Raw genomic sequence first — 16,079 nt, 5'->3', positions numbered from 1 at the left:
TCTATTCGTTTTGTTCGTTCCTCTCGTTCTGTCCATCAAGTTAGGGTAGCCAGCTCATCCCTCACCAGTTCGTTCCTCAAAATGCGTTCAACACATTCATTTAGCTCATTCAGTTCGTTTTGCTCGTTCCATTCGTTTTATTCGTTCCTCATATTCTGTCACTGGGGTCTCCAAAACTATCTTGCGTAAGGCAGATCGCCGAACAGGAGGGACTACTACACCAGATCCATCATCCGACGAAGTTCAGATTCAATATCCGTCCTCTGACCCAACTCCCAATTAAATCGCTCCTCCACGCCAGTGTCAGTGAACCTGAGTGACGCCCGCACATCACGACTCCGGTCGTGTTGCCAGAGTGCGAGAGCGTACGCGAGCATTTGAGGTCGATAGTGCGCTACTAGCTCATCCGAGGTAGTCGATGAGAGGTCGTTAGTCTTGTAGTCAATAATGTGGTAGGCGTCTGGAGTAACGAGCAGCCGGTCGATATCACCGACAATTCGTGACGCACCAATTCGGGCGACGACAGAGTACTCGTCGTAGGTCTCTTGGACTCGGGCATCGGCCTCAACCTGGTCTACAAATTCGACTGCATCAGCAGCGTGATCAACAACATCGCAGAGGTCCGCTTCTGTCGGCTCTTCGCCAGCCATCCGACTTAGACGTCGAATCAGAGTGGGCCACTCGTCTCTCGGTGGGCGGAGTTCGTTGAGCCGGTGGACGACCGTCCCAAACGTAGTGGGACTCAGCCCGGCTGACTCCCCACTCTGGGTGTAACTGTGACCGTCTGTAGACGTCTCCGCTACCGCATTCACGAGAGTCGTGGCCGCGATCCGTTTCGCCGGCGTTAGCGACGGCGGCGAAGGAATCGATATCTTCGGTGCTGAATCAACAGCGTCGTCGTCGGTGTGCCAGTCTACTGGGCGCGGCGGCGTGCGAACGGTATAGCTGGCTCCATCCATTTCACCACGGGCCTGTCCGTCCCGAATCGCCTCGGCCACGAGGGCTCCGTCGAGGAGGACTGGCTGAAGCCAGTCCCGCCAGCGAACCGCATCGACGAAGGCTGCTGGCTCTCCGAGCTCGATTGTACCGGACTCGTCGACGTCGATGTCGTGCGTGCCGCAGAGAAGGAGGTGATCCCGCGTTCGTGTACACGCAACGTAGAGGAGCCGTTTCGACTCTGCACGCTCTTGTGGACGCGACCGTCGGTCCGCGTACTCGTGGACAGCGGTCTTCTCGATCGAGAACGCATCGTCCGGATTCGGCCCACCGACTGCCGGCACCGGCGGCGCGTCATCAGTTCCGTCCACGAGTCGAACGTAGCCATGGTCGTCGACGGAGCGACCGAAGTTGAGGTCGCTCCCGAGGTCGGGGACGGTGACGATCGGGAACTCAAGTCCCTTCGCGGAATGGATCGTCATAATCCGGACGCCCTCGGCGTCACCCGGAATATCTGCCTCCCCCTCCCGAGGGTCGATCTCGGCCTGGCGGTCGATGCGGTGGAGCAACCCGGCAGCAGTATGAACCCCGTTCTCGCTCCAGGTGCGGACCTGATCGCGGAACTTCTCGACGTTCGCGACGGCCTGCCGACCGCGTTCGTCAGCACTCACGCTCGCCAGATACCCAGTATCGTCGATCACACGAGACAGCAGTCGGTTCCACGAGAGCACACCATCCTCAGACGGCGTCGCGCAACCACTGAGAGTCCGCCACGTCGTCAAGAGGTCGAAGGCGTCCGCCAGCTGTGGGTCGTCCGTCTCGGCGAGCGCGTCCCACACTGAATCGGCCTCCGCGACCGCTGGTGCAAGGCGATCATCTGCGAATCCGAACAGCGGCGACCGAAGAACACCGTAGAGGGAGACGTCGTCCTGCGTGTCACCGAGCACCCGGAACAGGTTCGTGAGCGCCTGTACCTCGGGCGTATCGTAGAACCCGACGCCACCCACGACCGTGTAGGGTATGTCATACTCCTCAAGCGCCCGTTGATACCGGTCCAGGTGGGTTCGCCGGCGGAGGAGGATCGCAACGTCGTCAGGCGTCGCATCGCGATGCTCTCCCGAGTCTGGGTCTTGCACCGTCGGCGGGTCGTCGAACAGACGGGTCAGTCGAGCGGCAAGGGCTTGCGCTTCCGCCTCAATAGTGTGATCCAGGGCACCCTCGGCGACCGGATGGTCGTCGCCGAAAAGCGCCGCCGCCGTGTCGGCGTCGTCGGGCACCACGAGATACTCTACGCTGCCGGTTAGTTCCTCGATGTCTTCGATTCGGTCGCGCTGCGTGCTCAGCTCCTGTGGTGGCGCCTCGTAGGGTTCGTGGACGTTACCTTCCGGCTGGAACAGGTGGTCGAAGAGTTCGTTCAGGAAGGACAATGGCTCGTTTAACGTCCGAAAGTTCCCGGAGAGTTCGAGCGCAGTCGGGCTCTTGGCATCGCGATCCTGAACGTTGTCGACGCCACGGGTTGCGTTGACGGCCTGTAGTTCCGCCCGCGCGTCCCCGAACGTCGTCACGTCGGCACCACGGAACCCGTAGATACTTTGTTTCTCGTCGCCGACGAGAAAGGCGTTCGACGCTGTCCGCTCGCCGACGCCCGTGAGGAGCTTTACCAACTCCCACTGGCGCGGGTCCGTGTCCTGGAACTCGTCGACCATCACGGCCGCGAACTGCTCTCGAAGCCGCGCTGTGACCGCGTCGTTGCCTCGCAGATACTCGAGCGTCGTCTCGATCACGCCGGGGAAATCGAGCGTATCGCGCCGCTCCTTCTCGGCCGTATAGGCCGAGAGTACGTCGTCGAAGACACGCATCAGTGCGAGCGCGTAGTGAGCGCTGTTCGCTTCCAGTTCCCCAGGCGTCGTCTCGACCGCATCCTCGTGCTGCTCGACGGCCGCGATTATCGCGTCGATGGCATCTTTCAGGTCGTCGTAGACGTCCCCGTACTCGCCCCAGTCGTCTCGATCACCGACGACGTACCCGGAACTGCTGTACAGACCTCCGTTTTTCTTCTCACACGCCTCGTAGAGGTCGAGGATTGCTCGCTGGCACTTGCGGGGATTGCTTTCTTCGGGGTCCTCAGAGAGCGTCGTCGCGATTTCCGTGAGCGTTCGGTAGGCCCGAAGCCCATCATCATCAGAGACCGCGGCCTCGCGATCCACGCATCCCGCCACCGTGTCTATCTGCTCTAGGAGTCCGTCCGCATACAGGGTTCGGCGGGCGTCGACCACGTCCAAATCACAGACCTCCTTCCAGAGGACGTCGACGTAGTCGTCGACCTCGGCGTCGCGCCACTCCTCGAGAACTGCCTCGCTCTGCGGGCGTTCATCGAGCAGCCCCACGAGAACGTCGACAAGTTGGTCACGGCCCCAGAGATGGGCGAGAAGGGAAACGTCGTCGGCATCCTGGTTGCGCTCTAAGAACTCGGTCACTACCTCGCGCTGGAGTGTCGCGGCGCTGTCCTCATCGAGTACGTCGAACCCGAGCGGAACGGGAGCCTCGACCGCCCGTTCCCGTAACAGCCGAGTACAGAACGCGTGAATGGTGTGGACGTAGCCGTCCTCCAAGTCATCGAGGACGTTCCGCCAGCGCTGATACGTCGCCGGTGAGTCGGCGGCCTCGAGTCGATCGTAGACCTCCTCCCGGACGCGCTCAGTCAGTTCCGCGGCCGCCTTCCGAGTGAAGGTGATCGTGACGATGTTCTCCGGCGTGAGCGACGGGTTTTCGGTCAGAATCGTCACGTACCGCTCGGTCAACGTCGTCGTTTTCCCGGTCCCGGCGCCGGCGGTGATCGCGACGTTTCGCCCCTGAGCGAGGGCGTCCTCCTGTTCCTCGGTGAGCTGGATGTCCTCGCGCTCCTCAGTCATCGCTCATCACCGCCTCGATATCCTCGTCGTCGCGAACACGGAGCGGGACGTAGGCAGCGCCGTCATCGCGGACCTCGTCGACGAACTCTCGCTTGCGATGATGGCGAACGTCGCACGCGCGACGGTAGTCACAGTACCGGCAGTTCGCACCGCGAGCGGACAGGAGCGACGTATGGAACTGTCCGTTGGCGATCGACTCGTCGATCCGTCCGAGCCACTCAGGGACGATATCGTCCAAGAAGCGGCGGAGTTCGGCCTCTGAATCGAACTTCGACTCGACACCGCGTGGAACCTTGAGGTCGTTGGGAGGTCGCACCTGATAGTACGTCGCCGAGAGTAAACCCTGGTCGAACAGATCCCCGTCGACGACATCGTCGGCGGCGAGCAAATAGATAGGGAGTTGAAACTTCGTGCCGCCGGTCGTCTTCGTCATATACGGTGCCCGCCCGGTCTTGTAGTCGTAGAGCGTGAGCGTCGGTTGCTCGCCGTCCCGGCTTACGTCGACGCGGTCGATGTACCCGCGAACCGAGACAGTCGACCCGTTCGGACGTTCGACGGTGAACGGACCAGCATCCGAGTCGGGGAGCCCCTCGCCGAACGGAGCTTCGAACAGATGCGGACGGGCCGCACCATCCCGAGAACGTTCGTTGTCGAGAAACGTGGCGAACAATCCCTCTTCGGGGGCTTCGTGGGGCTTGACGCCCGATTCGTAGAGGGTATGCCCGCCGTCGTCCAGTCCCGCGAACAGTTCCGCCTTCCACCGCTCGTAGAATAGGCCGTCGTAGTCGAAGTCAGCGTTTCGAAGTTCCTCGACGGCGATCTCCTGAAGATGCGCGGTCAGTGTGGCCCGGTCAAACGCGGCGAGGTCGACACCATCTTCGGCCTCGTCCTGCAGGTCGGCGTAGAACCGTTCGAGGACGTCATGGACGTACGACCCGGTTTCGAGCGGCGTGGGGACGACCTCGACGTCGTCGGGGTCCTCGATCCCCAGCACGTTGTCGGCGTAGAACTTGAAGCCACACTCGACGTATCGCTCGATCCGACTCGCACTGTAGGGTTCTCGCTCTGACGGTGGATAGACCTCCGCGACGGTTTCGGGAGCCAAAACCCCGTCGTGGTCCGTGAGGCCTGCAGTCCCCCTGTTGGCCGCACATCGAAGACCGCGGTCCGTGCGCTTGGTCTGCTCAGGCGAGAGATCTCCTCGGTCGCCGGCACGACTAACCGCTGCACGCCGGTCGGTCGTTTCGGCGACGTGGCGGAAGAGGTCTTCACGAGAGCCCACACGGTCGTCGACACCGTCCTCGGGTTCGATGCCGGTCACGCGTTGGAGTTCATCGAGGACCGGCGACCGGATCACGGTTGATTCGTCGTCGCCGGTCTCGGGAGTAGTGATCGTGAGCGCGTCGACGTTCGCGAGCAGAGTCGCGAAGAGATACCGGCCTCGGAGTCGCTCGTCCCCCGTGTCGAACCTGGGATGGGCGTCCGTCATCTCCTCGAAGAAAGCCGGACGTTCCGGCGTCACCGGGAAATGTTCGCTGGTCAGTCCCACGAGGAACACCTTCTCGAAGGACCTCATCCGGGCGTCGAGCATCCCCATCACTTCGACGTGGCCGCCGGCAGCGCCTTGCGGAACCCGAATCGGCACGCCGTCGAAGGCACGAGTGAACAGTGCCAACGGGGAGAGATCACTACTGACAGCCGCCAGAGATTCGAACGAGGAGAGGACCTCGTCCACGAGGTCGTAGGCCCGCCCCTCGACGGCTTGCTCGGCGCCGCTGGCGTAGTCTTCCGTCGCTGTCTCCAGGTCGAACCGGTCGTCCAGCAGTCGTCGGAGCGTCTCGGTTGCGCCCTCGATGTCGCCCGTTCGGAGCGTCTCGAGCGTAGCTAGCAGATCCTGGATCAGCGCCGCCGCCTCATCGTCGACATCGTCGAGGAGAGGTGACACCGAAACCGTGTCGCGCCGGCGGGCAGCTGCTGTAACGGCGCTGGCCAGGTCACTATCGACGACATCGACCAGCGGATTCGCCAGTAGCGAGGTGAGGTCCTCAGCGCGCGGGTCGGGTTCGGCGAGGTTTAGGAGGTCGTGTACGACACTCCCGGTGAACGTCCGGTTCAGCTGCGAGGCGGCGGTCGTGACGTACGGGATGTCGAACGTATCGAACGTGTCCTCGACATACCCCGAATAGGCCTCGGTCCCCGGGACGACGACGGCGAGGTCGTCCGGGTCGCGGCCATCGGCCAGCTCGGTTCGGAGTTCGCGGGCGACGAAGCGAATTTCGCGTTCGGGCGTGGGGAGTTTCCGCCATCGGAGAGAGTCAGAGACCGAGATGACGTCTGGATCTGGCCGATAGAGGGCCTCAGTGATCGTTCCGAAGGCCTGTCCGGCCCCATCAGTGGGCTCTAGTTCTACCGTCTCGAAGTTCAGCGATTCGTAGACGTCTATGGCGTCTTCCGCGACCGCGTCGACCCCGGTCTGGCCCCCCTGATGGAGCGGCAGTAGCGCGATTATCGGGAGGTCGTCGACGAGGCGTTCGACGACGCGCCGTTCGACGGGGCGGAACTCGTGATACCCGGAGAGGACGACGACGTCCAGTTCCGGGAAAAGTTTCGAAAGCGGCTGGTCTGCCGTCGAGACGGCGTTGAACATCTCCCCACGGGTACAGACCCACTCGTCGACGTGGTCAGCATGGAGATCCCTATAATGGCGGTAGGCGTCGACGGTGGCTGTCGCTATACGGTCATCGAGAGGGGATCCCTCGAACTCCGCTGCCAGCGCGTCGGCGGTCCCGATGCGGGCGTCGTCGAAGAGTGAGAACCGGCTATTGAACGAATCAGCGAGTGCGGCGGATGCAGGTTCGCCGGCAAGAACACCAGTAGTCTCGGCTGTGGTTCTGTCTAATGCGAACTCGGTTAGCCGGCGGTTCAGCTGTCCGGTGAGTGGTTGAACCGGGCCGTAGAGGTTCTCGTACCACTCGCGAACGACCGCATCAAGCGTCTCGGCGCGAAGGCGAAGGGGATCGTGGGATGCGGCCCAGCTATCCTCGACCATACTCCGGCGAGCGTCGTTCCGCGTTATGTAGAGTATACTCCCCAGCGAATCGGTTGCGATGTCACCAGCCCGCTGAAATGCCCGTCGTTCCAATCGGGCGTGTTTCGGACCGGTGAGAAGCGTTGAAATCATCGATACTCCCTACCAACATATCGGCCATACTTCACTCTTGGTGTGACTGACAGCTTCGGGTTCCTGTACCGGGAGCGGGCAGGTGAAATAGGGAGGACCCGGCAGGTCAGTCGACCGTAACACTCGAACATCAGCCGTTCTAACCGTCATCCACTTCCAGTTGAAACGTCCATTCGAGCAACCAGTGAGTGTACCCAGGGTTTGGGTCTCGGTTTCATCGCTCTGAACGCTAACCCGGGCAGTCTCTTTTGGGTGTTTCTTTCCCAATGGGCCTTGTTTAGACGCAGAGTGAGTGAGTCATTGTCTCACTTACTACTACGAAGCAGGTGGTTGATCTCTCTGTGAGGTACAGTCTTTCGCTCACAAAATACATCGTCTCCGAGGCGAAATGGGCACTCATATGCCCTCCAGACGAGCGTTCCTGAGTACGGTTGGAACTAGCGTGTCGCTCGCCCTTGCTGGGTGTCTAAACTCACCTCAGCGAGTCGAGGGGTATGTACAATTCAAAGTAATTGATGGTCTCATAGAGGATTCAGGTCATACTACAGAGATTCCGATAATCAATGTGGATGCTAGCTATGAAAACGATACACCCCCAGATCTCGTTTACCTCAACGAGAAGTGGGCAGATCAATTTCCGGTACCCCGAATGCCGACCGTTTCGGATTCCCTTCATCGCACACTCACTGAACGGTTTGATTCTGTGCGCTATGTAGTCGGAACAACCAGTCCCGGATGGGCCGAAGACGACGAGTCGGTCGGTAGTTTTAATGTTTCCACAACGCGAGAGAATTTTAATCGAGTACAAGTTCACTCCAAGGTTACAGCTTCGTCCGATGGTACATACCTAACAATCCACTCGGTTGACGGACTATGGAACTTTGATTCGAATGAGTAATTGATGTTCTATGTTGCACGGCCTTAGAGAGCGAGTTCGAGATTCCGCACACTTGCTTTCAACACAAGTTCACGGAACTGACCGAACCAGGTTCGTGCCCGAAGGGTGTCGCCATACCGCTGCTTGAGCGCAAAGAAGACAGCCTCAGCCACTGATCGACGGTGATAGACATCATCGTCATGGCGAGCGTTGTGTGCTATATCAAGCGGAGAGAACTCCCGGTTTTGATAACTGGCCGAACACCGGACTCCCGGAGTTCCGCACGTAGATCGTCCCAGTCATACCCTTTGTCAGCGGCGATGGTCTGTAGTTGGTTGATATTCCGCGTGAGTACCTGCCACCCGACGTGGGTGTCGTGAGGCTGCTTCATCGAACAGTGAATATCCAAGACAGTACTGGTTTCGCAGTCCACCAACGCTGTCGTCTTGACCGATCTGAAGGTGTATTCTGTCCGGTTTGCGTAATGACGGTTGGCCGAGTGACGGTCGAAGGCCGTTGCATCGATAGCCTGTACATCACCGGTATCGTGGAGAGTAGCAGAAAGCCTCAAAAGAGTTCACCAGATTGCAATCTTGAGCTGCTGCTTCCGGACACATACGGTCGTAAAGTCTGGTAGCTCACTCGTTTTGAGGTTCATTTTCTCGACAATACCGGGCATCTCATGAAGAATATCGAGGAGCCGTCGATAGGGAAGGTCAAGATATTCGCGGAGACCGTGGATTACCACGATTACCCAGTCAGCGTACCCGCCGTCACCTTTCTTGACTGCTGGAGAAGGATCGCCAGAGACAGCCCGTTGCGCTAGTTTTACGAGGCGATCTGTGAAGCGTGAGAGACGAGAGGCCACACTACTCAGGTTGACTCAGAGGGAAGTTAGATCACCGAAATGGATGGTTTTCCCGGCATCTAAACAAGGCCTTCTCAATGTAAAGACGTCGTCGTGGTCAGGAGAGTGATGCCGACAGCCATGACGTAGCCCGTGGCGAACCAGTGAACCAGGCCAGCGTCAAATTCCTGGGGACATTACCTGATACGCTACTACTCGCACTAAAACAAACATCCGATTGGGTCCAATCTCGTCTACGCGTCCGGGTTGACAGGGCCTTTATATTGGGATCGGACCTTTTCGCCATCCCGCCACTGCCAGTAGTAGTAGCGGTTGTCGTTTATCTCCTTGATCGTGATCGTCGCTTTCGACGGGACATCATCTGGGAGGTCATCGGGGCGCTCGTCGATCTCGTCCTCCTCTGACTTTTCCTCGAGACGGGCCTCGCGAGCTTTGTGTTCTGCGAGTTCCTCGGCGTAGCGTGCGACGTGTTGGAGTTGGTCTGGAGAGTAGCCGCTGAGTGTGTTGACGATGTCTGTCGGGAGTTCCGCCGGCGGCGTGGGTGGCTCGTCGGACATCAGCAATTGCCTCGTGTTAACCAACAGAACGCCTTCAGATAAAGTTTTGTTGGTTAATCAGATATCGTCTCGCCGCTGGCTGAAGAGTACGAATAGCAAATTACTCAGAAATAGACCGTGCCGCTAGACATCGTCCGGGCGGGGCGCGTGCGCAGTACCGGTCAGGGTTTCGAGTCCGAACATCTCACGAGTTCCGCGTTGTTTTGCGTTGCCAGTTCTCTACTCAACAATACTACTGGCGCGCAATTACCAACGGGGTGCGTTGAAACACCATCGTTAGTTGGCCTTTGCGTCGCTCGTGGACTCAGCGCTGTCTGTGCCGAGCGAGCGCGCGTACCCCTGGGCATAGGCGCCGAGGAACATTCCGGCGATTGCCCAGAGGATAGGGTAGTTTCCGATGCCGACGCTCGCGTATGCTGCGCCCGGACAGATTCCGGAAAGGCCCCAGCCGACGCCGAAGATTGCACCCCCGAGGATGACGTTCCGATCGAACGATTTCAGTCGTCGTTTGTAGGCGTCACCCGTGAGAGGCGCGCGGTCGAGGGATCGCGTTGCGACTGCGAACGTGATTCCGGTGACGACGGCTGCACCGCCCATCACGAACAGCAGGCCGAAGTCTTCGAACTGGAGGAAGTCCAGGACGATCTCGGGCTTGGCCATCCCGCTGAACGCGAGCCCGAACCCGAAGATGAGGCCCCCGACGTAGATGAGCGGGAGGAACAGCGGGTTCCGTTCGCGGTCGCTCATGGCGACACCCCCAGCGCCTGCACCAGTTGCGCAGTGCCGATGGCGAAGGCGAGGAACGTCGCGACGTTCACCAGCGACGTGTTCGACAGCGAGCCGACGCCACAGACGCCGTGGCCGGACGTACAGCCCTTGCCGAGGCGTGTGCCGACACCGACGAGGAAGCCGCCGCCGAGCAGCCGCCACCACTGGACGTCCGTCGTCCAGATGCCGTCACCTGCAACGAGCACATACACTGCGGCACCGCTGATAATGCCTGCAGTGAACACGAGCCGCCATCCGCGAGACTGAACGTACTTGAAGCGATTGAACCGTGGAATCGCCGAGACGTACGATAGCGTCGATTCGAGGAACGTGCTCGCACCCGCGATAATTCCCGTCGCGAGGTAGATCGTGGCGGCTCCCAGTCCGACGAGCAGACCGCCAACGAGATACTGCGTTACCCCGCGCGGAAAGAGTTCTCCGAGTGCGAGAAACGGTGTGAGCGTCTCTATCATTAATCTGTTAGTGCTTCCTCGCTCGCCGCGCAGTTGTTCGGCCCGAGCTCCAATTCGAAGGCTTCCTCGTCGTCGGGGGAGTCTCGACCGAGGTTCGTGGCGATGATCTCCTCGTAGTTCGCTGGTCGCGGCGGCATATCCGCGACGATGAACTCGACGAACTCGTCTTCGTCCATCGTGAGTGCATCCATCCGCTCAATCAACACCCCGAGTTCAGCCGTATACGTACCGTCGTCCTCAGATGTCGCCGCGTCGCTGAAGTGAGCGGGGGCGATGATCGTCTCTTCGGATAGCGATAGGACCTTCTCGTGGAGGCTCTCGTAGAGCGTTCGTGCGGCGTCCCTCGCCGCCTCGGGATCTTCGAGGTCCGGTCGAGCGACGCTCTCGGTGAACACTCCATCGCCGGTTAACAGGACGTCGCCGACCTTGTACGCGGTCATCCCGGTCGTGTGACCGGGTGTGTGGACGACCTCGATGTCCACGTCGCCGACGGTGAGCGTCTCACCGCCTTCGACGGTCTCGTAGTCGCCGTCGTACTCGATGCTACGCTCGGCGGCTGGTTCGGGAAGCACCGGCGTTGCGCCGGTCTCCGTGGCGAGATCACGAATGCCCGAGATGTGGTCTGCGTGGATGTGTGTATCTACTGCGTATGCGAGTTCGACTCCGAGCGTCCGAACGTCCTGAACGTATTCGTCGGTGAACGCCCGTAGCGGGTCGATGACTGCGGCCTCGCCGTCGGAGGCGATGAGATAGGCGAGACAGCCACTCGACGCTCGTTGATACTGTGCAACCGTCGCGTCAACGTTCGTGTCTAATTCCTGGGACTGGTAAATGCGCGCCCAGCCCTTCATACCGCGTTCGAGGTGGTCGACGTCGTAGCCTCCCGCTTCGAGGAGTTCGGCGACCATCTCACTGGATCCGCCCTTCGCACAGAGGACGGTGATACGCCGGTCGTCCGGAAGGTTCCCGTGTAGGTCCTCGGGAATACCGTCGAGCAACTCGAAGTACGGATAGTTCACGACGTCAACGGTCTCACCGTCGATACGCCACTCCTCGAAGTCGCCCTTCGAGCGCACGTCGAGGACGAACACGTCTTCGCCGTTGTCGATGCGCTGTTTCAATTCCTCGGGTCTGGTCGATTCGACCGCCTCATCGGTATTCGTATTCGGGTGGTTCCCTTCGGTCATCTCACCTCCTTCTATCGGCTGCTGCCAAATAAGGGTTTGTATAGTGATTCACACAACACACAATATTAAATCCCCTATTCTAAGGCCATACAGCCTGAAAATAGTATTCAAGTGCTATTTAGTGAGCCCAGTTGTGTTCTAAACGGGAACTACTACCGACACGCTTTTCATAACGGAGCCAATATTGGGTAGTGAATCCAATACTATGACCGAGTACGAAACCACCGATACGCTCGACGTGAAGGGTCAGAACTGTCCGATGCCGGTCGTCAAGACCAAACAGAACGTCGACCAACTCGCCGAAGGAGACGTCCTCGAAGTCCTCGCTACCGACCCCGGTAGCATGAGTGACCTGGGCGGCTGGGCTGATACAACTGACGGCGTCGAACTCCTCGACCAGCAGGAGGGCGACGACGTGTACAAACACTACGTCCGGAAGACGGAGGCATAATGAGCACCGACACCACGCAGACAGCAACGTCCGGCGATGAGGAACCTTCGCGTGCGGAACTCGCCGCGCGTGTCACAGAGCTGGAAGAACAGATTGCCGAAGCCACAGGTGAGGACAGCCAGCCGAAGATGTCCATTATCGCGACGAAAGGCACCCTCGATATGGCGTACCCGCCACTCATCTTGGCGAGTACCGCTGCCGCGTTCGACTACGAGGTGACAGTCTTCCATACGTTCTGGGGGCTAGACATCCTCCACGAGAAGCGCTCGAAGGATCTGAAGCTGAGCTCCGTCGGCAACCCCAACATGCCCATGCCGAACGCCATCGCTGCGCTTCCTGGCATGGACCGCATGACGACGAAGATGATGGAAAAGAAAATCGACAATAATGACACGGCGACGATCGAGGAGCTCATCGACACGTCGCTCGAGATGGGCGTCGAGTTCCAGGCCTGTCAGATGACCATCGACCTGATGGATTACGACGAGGACGACTTCTACGACGGTGTGACGACCGGTGTCGGTGCCGCCACGGCGATCCAGGATATGGCTGACGCCGACATCCAACTCCTCATCTGATTCTCCTGATCCTATTGGAGCCCGATTCTGTAGACACTATACGGGATCGTACAATATGCCCAAGATGACATCCAACGGCACTATGAACAAATACGAGACGGTCAGTGACCGAATCACGAATACGTTCCTCCACATCGGGGAGATCACTCGCAGATGACTTCACCATCGGACGACGATATTGGGGAGAGTCCTGAAACAACGGCGTCACCGTATATCGGTGCGGGCCTGCTCGACGAAGACATGGGACCGAGTTCTGCGATGGCTCACCTCTATCGTGGTGAGATCCATCGGATGAAACTCTGGCGCGAACGACTCGACAGGACGACCAACTGGGCGGTCATCGTGATTGCAGCGCTCCTCACGTGGGCATTCTCGAGTCCGAACAACCCCCACTACATCATCTTTGTCGGTGTCGCAACGTTGACGGTCTTCCTTGTTATCGAGGCACGACGCTACCGCGGCTACGATATCTGGCGGTCGCGTGTCCGCACACTTCAAGAGAACGTCTGGGCGTATGGCCTCGATCCTGATGACGGCCTTGCTGATGATAACTGGCGGGAGACGCTCGGCAACGACTACAGGACGCCGACACTCAAAATCGCCGCTGAGGAGGCTATCGCTCACCGTTTGCGGCGCATCTACCTTCTTCTGTTTATCGTACTTCTTGCCGCATGGATCGTCCGTATTACGGCGTTCGCTCCCGAACCGTGGACCGAAACAGCGGCAATCGGGACGATTCCGGGTCCGATAGTCGTGGGATTCGTCGCCGTCTTCTATGCGGCAGCATTTGTCGTCGCTCTCCGGCCGCGTACTTGGCATGCGAGGGGCGAACTCCGCTCTGAAGACCTCCGAAAACGATGAGACCCGGGTCACTGATTGACAATAGGGGACGGTCTCCATCACAACCCTGCCGCAGTAGCGCCCGCAGATATGGTTGGCTTCTGTGAATCCGTTGCTGCCAACGCCACACACACAACAGTAATCAACGTCGAACGAGTATTGTACAGTATGGGTTACACAACACAGAGCCAGATTGACGGTGCATTCGACGATGTCGTTGAGCAGACGATAAGCGCCCTCGAGGATGAGGGATTCGGGGTTCTTTGTGACATTGACGTTCAAGCGACGTTCTCGAAAAAGCTCGACAAGGAGTTCCGCCAATATCGAATCCTCGGCGCGTGTAATCCGGAACTGGCGTATGACGGGCTCGAAGACGAAATCGAACTCGGAGCCCTCCTTCCGTGTAACGTCATTGTGTACGAGGATGACGATGGAACGGTCGTAGTGAGCGCAGTCGATCCATCAAAACTCGTCGGAATCACCGACAACCCCGCCCTGGACTCGATCTCCGAGGATGTCTCGGATCGGTTTGAGCGCGTCCTCAATTCCCTGTGAGTGGGCTCCCGACGACACGAATGCGGTTCCTCCAGGCATTGGGGGATCCACTATCGGAGGCATGATGGCCGACCAACGTCCACCATACGCTGGCCTGCTCATCGACGGTAGACTGCCGACCGATTCACGGACGTTCGGCGTCCAAGAGGGACAGCGTATCCGCTTTCGATATTGTTACGGTGGGAAATTAGCCGGTGGGTCCTACGTCGAGGATACTTGGCCTGGCATTCCCGACGCGGAACGTGATTACATGTTTGTTACTGGTACCCGACCAGTGAAGAGGGTACAGGCTTCGGGTTAGCGATCGTAAATCGGTGGCTGACGCGTACGGATGAAACATCGACAGAAGATCTAATTCGAGCCAGCGCATCGCACGGCACAGTTCGGGTCTTCCCGAAGATGACCCCATGCCTACGGCGAGACGATCAGAGTGTAGCAACGGTCCTTCACAGTGGTCTTATCGGTCATCTTTACCGGAGTCACCCGGCTGGGAGTCCGGCGAATTTACCTCGCCTTGGGGGGGTGTGGCACTACCCTCTCTCGAGACACGTTCCGTGATATCGATGCTAGCCGCGATCTCCTTTCGATGACCGAGTATCCCGGTCGGTTGCTTCAACATCAGATAGATCAGAACCAGCCCGACGATCACGAACCGAAGGCTGGCCAAGTTGCTGAGTGTGTAGGCGAGCAGCGGCTCGACTCTCAGAGCGGCGAGCCCGGCCACAGCGTCAGGGAAGGTATTGGGCGCAGTACCGAGTGAGAAAACCGTTTCGACGATCCGGCTGACGAACACCGGGCCCTGAAACAGCAGTCCGGCGAACAGTGCCCCGCCGATGACACTGCCGGTGTTCGAACCGGCACCGCCGATAATCAGCGCGATAAAGATATAGAACGTGAGCATCGGCGTGAACTGGGTCGGGGTTATCAGCGACTGACTACCTTGCCACAGAATACCTGCAAACCCCATTAACGCACAGCCGAGCATGAACGTCTTGATCTTGAACCAGCGAGTGTTTTTCCCGAGCGAGCGCGCGACGAGTTCGTCGTTTCTGATCGCTTTGAGAACTCGCCCGAACGGGGAGTTAGCGATCCGTGACAGGAGGACGTAGTACAGGACCAGAAAGCCGATGAGGATCAGTGTGTACGTGATATCCACCACAAGGGCCTCGTCTAATCCAATGGCACCGAACGCTCCGAAAACCATGCTTCCGAACGCCGTCGTTCCCGCTGAGTAGTTGGAGGGATCAGTGTAGTAGAGAGACAGGACGGGGTTGGTCGGGGCGGGAATGCCCCGCGAAGCGCCGGTACCCATCTCGAATCCGGCTACCGAAAACGTCTGGAACAGCTGCGAGTTGTACGTGATTCGGATGATCTCGGCGAAAGCGAGAGTAACGATAGCGAAGTAGTCGGCCTTCAGACGGAGGGCGGGCAGTGCGACGACTCCACCGGCAACTGCTGCGACGGTCATGCCGCCGAGGATACCGACCCATATTGGAAGCCCGAGCCCGGGGACACCGCCAGCAGGCGCATTGACGGGCGCAGTGAGCATCGCCATGGTGTACACTGCGACCGCCATGAAGCCCGCTACGCCGATGTTGAGTAGTCCCGCGTACCCCCACTGTAAGTTGAGAGCCAACGCAAGCAGGGCGTACACCGCCGCGAAAAAGGTAATCTGCTGAAGGGTACTAACAATGCCTGCGAAGTTGAGACCCAAGACGGTGCCGAAGACGGTGAACAACGCGTACAACCCGGCCATCACACCGAGCATCAATGCGGCATCGTCGGTGAGGAGCCAGTCCCGAATCCGGTCAGTGTACGACATTAAAGCGCCCTCCGTTGGATGAATCCGGTGGGTTGCTCCGGCGTGACGCCGAGAGTTCTCGCTATTCGGTTCAG

The 16,079-nt window shown here is 59.2% G+C and carries 12 protein-coding genes and 1 pseudogene; 5 read left to right on the top strand and 8 right to left on the bottom strand.

Going from position 1 to position 16,079, the window contains the following annotated elements; genetic code table 11:
• Nucleotides 1-215 precede the first annotated feature (215 nt).
• The 3 genes and pseudogenes from EYW42_RS18205 to EYW42_RS20635 form a co-directional block, all read right to left on the bottom strand.
• Nucleotides 216-3,848, bottom strand: coding sequence for a UvrD-helicase domain-containing protein (locus tag EYW42_RS18205; RefSeq protein WP_135536871.1), 3,633 nt, complete (start codon nt 3,846-3,848; stop codon nt 216-218).
• Nucleotides 3,841-6,897 carry a PD-(D/E)XK nuclease family protein gene (locus EYW42_RS18200; RefSeq protein ID WP_135536870.1) on the bottom strand — a complete coding sequence of 1,019 codons (3,057 nt, stop codon included), beginning with the start codon at nt 6,895-6,897 and terminating at the stop codon, nt 3,841-3,843. Before EYW42_RS18200 ends, EYW42_RS18205 begins: the two co-directional genes overlap by 8 nt.
• Before the next feature lie 1,053 nt (nt 6,898-7,950).
• A pseudogene (locus EYW42_RS20635) lies at nt 7,951-8,477 on the bottom strand (IS5 family transposase).
• 111 nt (nt 8,478-8,588) lie between these two features.
• On the opposite strand from EYW42_RS20635, the gene EYW42_RS20630 reads away from it, so the two are divergent.
• On the top strand, nt 8,589-8,732 hold the full coding sequence (locus EYW42_RS20630) for a hypothetical protein (protein WP_375137137.1): 144 nt from the start codon (nt 8,589-8,591) through the stop codon (nt 8,730-8,732).
• Nucleotides 8,733-9,007: 275 nt separating this feature from the next.
• Here EYW42_RS20630 and EYW42_RS18185 read toward each other — a convergent pair whose 3' ends face one another.
• The 4 genes from EYW42_RS18185 to EYW42_RS18170 all read right to left on the bottom strand — a co-directional run bounded on the left by EYW42_RS18185 (nt 9,008) and on the right by EYW42_RS18170 (nt 11,759).
• Entirely contained in the window at nt 9,008-9,331 is a 324-nt protein-coding gene (locus EYW42_RS18185) for a hypothetical protein (protein ID WP_135536868.1), read from the bottom strand.
• Nucleotides 9,332-9,607: 276 nt separating this feature from the next.
• The gene (locus tag EYW42_RS18180) at nt 9,608-10,078 is read right to left on the bottom strand and encodes a YeeE/YedE family protein (RefSeq protein ID WP_135536867.1); all 471 of its coding nucleotides are present in this window, start codon (nt 10,076-10,078) and stop codon (nt 9,608-9,610) included.
• Nucleotides 10,075-10,572, bottom strand: coding sequence for a YeeE/YedE family protein (locus tag EYW42_RS18175; RefSeq protein ID WP_135536866.1), 498 nt, complete (start codon nt 10,570-10,572; stop codon nt 10,075-10,077). The genes EYW42_RS18180 and EYW42_RS18175 overlap by 4 nt, the downstream gene beginning before the upstream one ends.
• Complete coding sequence (locus tag EYW42_RS18170) at nt 10,572-11,759, bottom strand: MBL fold metallo-hydrolase (RefSeq protein WP_135536865.1); 1,188 nt, start codon at nt 11,757-11,759, stop codon at nt 10,572-10,574. Before EYW42_RS18170 ends, EYW42_RS18175 begins: the two co-directional genes overlap by 1 nt.
• Nucleotides 11,760-11,964: 205 nt before the next feature.
• Here EYW42_RS18170 and EYW42_RS18165 point away from each other — a divergent pair, with 205 nt between their 5' ends.
• From EYW42_RS18165 to EYW42_RS18150, 4 genes are all read left to right on the top strand, one after another.
• The gene (locus tag EYW42_RS18165) at nt 11,965-12,210 is read left to right on the top strand and encodes a sulfurtransferase TusA family protein (RefSeq protein WP_135536864.1); all 246 of its coding nucleotides are present in this window, start codon (nt 11,965-11,967) and stop codon (nt 12,208-12,210) included.
• The gene (locus EYW42_RS18160; protein WP_135536863.1) at nt 12,210-12,788 is read left to right on the top strand and encodes a DsrE/DsrF/DrsH-like family protein; all 579 of its coding nucleotides are present in this window, start codon (nt 12,210-12,212) and stop codon (nt 12,786-12,788) included. Before EYW42_RS18165 ends, EYW42_RS18160 begins: the two co-directional genes overlap by 1 nt.
• Nucleotides 12,789-12,941: 153 nt before the next feature.
• A complete protein-coding gene (locus tag EYW42_RS18155) occupies nt 12,942-13,649 on the top strand; it encodes a DUF2270 domain-containing protein (protein WP_135536862.1) in 708 nt (235 codons plus the stop codon).
• A 147-nt stretch (nt 13,650-13,796) separates the two neighbouring features.
• Entirely contained in the window at nt 13,797-14,183 is a 387-nt protein-coding gene (locus EYW42_RS18150) for a DUF302 domain-containing protein (RefSeq protein WP_135536861.1), read from the top strand.
• Nucleotides 14,184-14,640: 457 nt separating this feature from the next.
• Here EYW42_RS18150 and EYW42_RS18145 read toward each other — a convergent pair whose 3' ends face one another.
• On the bottom strand, nt 14,641-16,005 hold the full coding sequence (locus EYW42_RS18145) for a branched-chain amino acid ABC transporter permease (protein WP_135536860.1): 1,365 nt from the start codon (nt 16,003-16,005) through the stop codon (nt 14,641-14,643).
• Between the last annotated feature and the right edge of the window lie 74 nt (nt 16,006-16,079).

The organism is Halostella pelagica (assembly GCF_004762015.1).
Classification (GTDB): domain Archaea; phylum Halobacteriota; class Halobacteria; order Halobacteriales; family Natronoarchaeaceae; genus Halostella; species Halostella pelagica.
This window is presented reverse-complemented; position numbering and strand designations above follow the sequence as displayed.

Excerpts from the sequence above, each read along its gene's own strand:
- EYW42_RS18145 (WP_135536860.1), bottom strand. The coding sequence starts at position 16,005 with ATGTCGTACACTGACCGGATTCGGGACTGGCTCCTCACCGACGATGCC.
- EYW42_RS18155 (WP_135536862.1), top strand. The coding sequence starts at position 12,942 with ATGACTTCACCATCGGACGACGATATTGGGGAGAGTCCTGAAACAACG.
- EYW42_RS18170 (WP_135536865.1), bottom strand. The coding sequence starts at position 11,759 with ATGACCGAAGGGAACCACCCGAATACGAATACCGATGAGGCGGTCGAA.
- EYW42_RS18150 (WP_135536861.1), top strand. The coding sequence starts at position 13,797 with ATGGGTTACACAACACAGAGCCAGATTGACGGTGCATTCGACGATGTC.
- EYW42_RS18205 (WP_135536871.1), bottom strand. The coding sequence starts at position 3,848 with ATGACTGAGGAGCGCGAGGACATCCAGCTCACCGAGGAACAGGAGGAC.
- EYW42_RS18165 (WP_135536864.1), top strand. The coding sequence starts at position 11,965 with ATGACCGAGTACGAAACCACCGATACGCTCGACGTGAAGGGTCAGAAC.
- EYW42_RS18185 (WP_135536868.1), bottom strand. The coding sequence starts at position 9,331 with ATGTCCGACGAGCCACCCACGCCGCCGGCGGAACTCCCGACAGACATC.
- EYW42_RS18200 (WP_135536870.1), bottom strand. The coding sequence starts at position 6,897 with ATGGTCGAGGATAGCTGGGCCGCATCCCACGATCCCCTTCGCCTTCGC.
- EYW42_RS18160 (WP_135536863.1), top strand. The coding sequence starts at position 12,210 with ATGAGCACCGACACCACGCAGACAGCAACGTCCGGCGATGAGGAACCT.
- EYW42_RS18175 (WP_135536866.1), bottom strand. The coding sequence starts at position 10,572 with ATGATAGAGACGCTCACACCGTTTCTCGCACTCGGAGAACTCTTTCCG.
- EYW42_RS18180 (WP_135536867.1), bottom strand. The coding sequence starts at position 10,078 with ATGAGCGACCGCGAACGGAACCCGCTGTTCCTCCCGCTCATCTACGTC.
- EYW42_RS20630 (WP_375137137.1), top strand. The coding sequence starts at position 8,589 with ATGAAGAATATCGAGGAGCCGTCGATAGGGAAGGTCAAGATATTCGCG.